The organism is Ensifer sp. GW823-FHT05D09, from assembly GCF_058795755.1.
On the sequence record NZ_JBXAIA010000047.1, the window covers coordinates 1 to 445 of the forward strand.

The following is a 445-nucleotide window of genomic DNA, read 5'->3' on the forward strand; positions in this document are numbered from 1 at the left end:
TGCCGCGATCGTCTCGACCGAGGCAGCGCCGCCTTCAGGGGCAGACGCGAACGAGGCGGTGCGCACGGTGATCACGCGCTTGGCTTCGCTCGTCTGCACCGTCTGGATGGCGTTGCCGGCATAGATCGGGCGCTTGAAGGTGTCGGAAGAGACAACTTCGGTGATTTCCGAGACCTGGACGACGTCCAGAAGCGCTGCAACCCGCGGCAGCACGTTCTTGCCGACCGAGGTGGCGGCAGCAAGGATGGTGTCGTAGCTGCCGGCAAGCGAGACGATGAGGGCTGCCAGGGGCTCGGCCAGATTGTTGGCGAGGCTCGCGTCCTCGGCCACCAGCACCTTGGCGACGCCGGCAAGCTTGGCGGCCTGGTCAGCTGCCGCCTTGGCGCCGGCACCGGCCACCAGCACATGCACGTCAGCACCAGTCCCACTGGCGATCTTACTCGCC

At 67.0% G+C, this 445-nt stretch carries 1 pseudogene; it reads right to left on the reverse strand.

What is annotated here, in order from left to right:
• Positions 1-445 (reverse strand): annotated as a pseudogene (locus AC1Q80_RS30860) (electron transfer flavoprotein subunit alpha/FixB family protein); the annotation flags it as partial.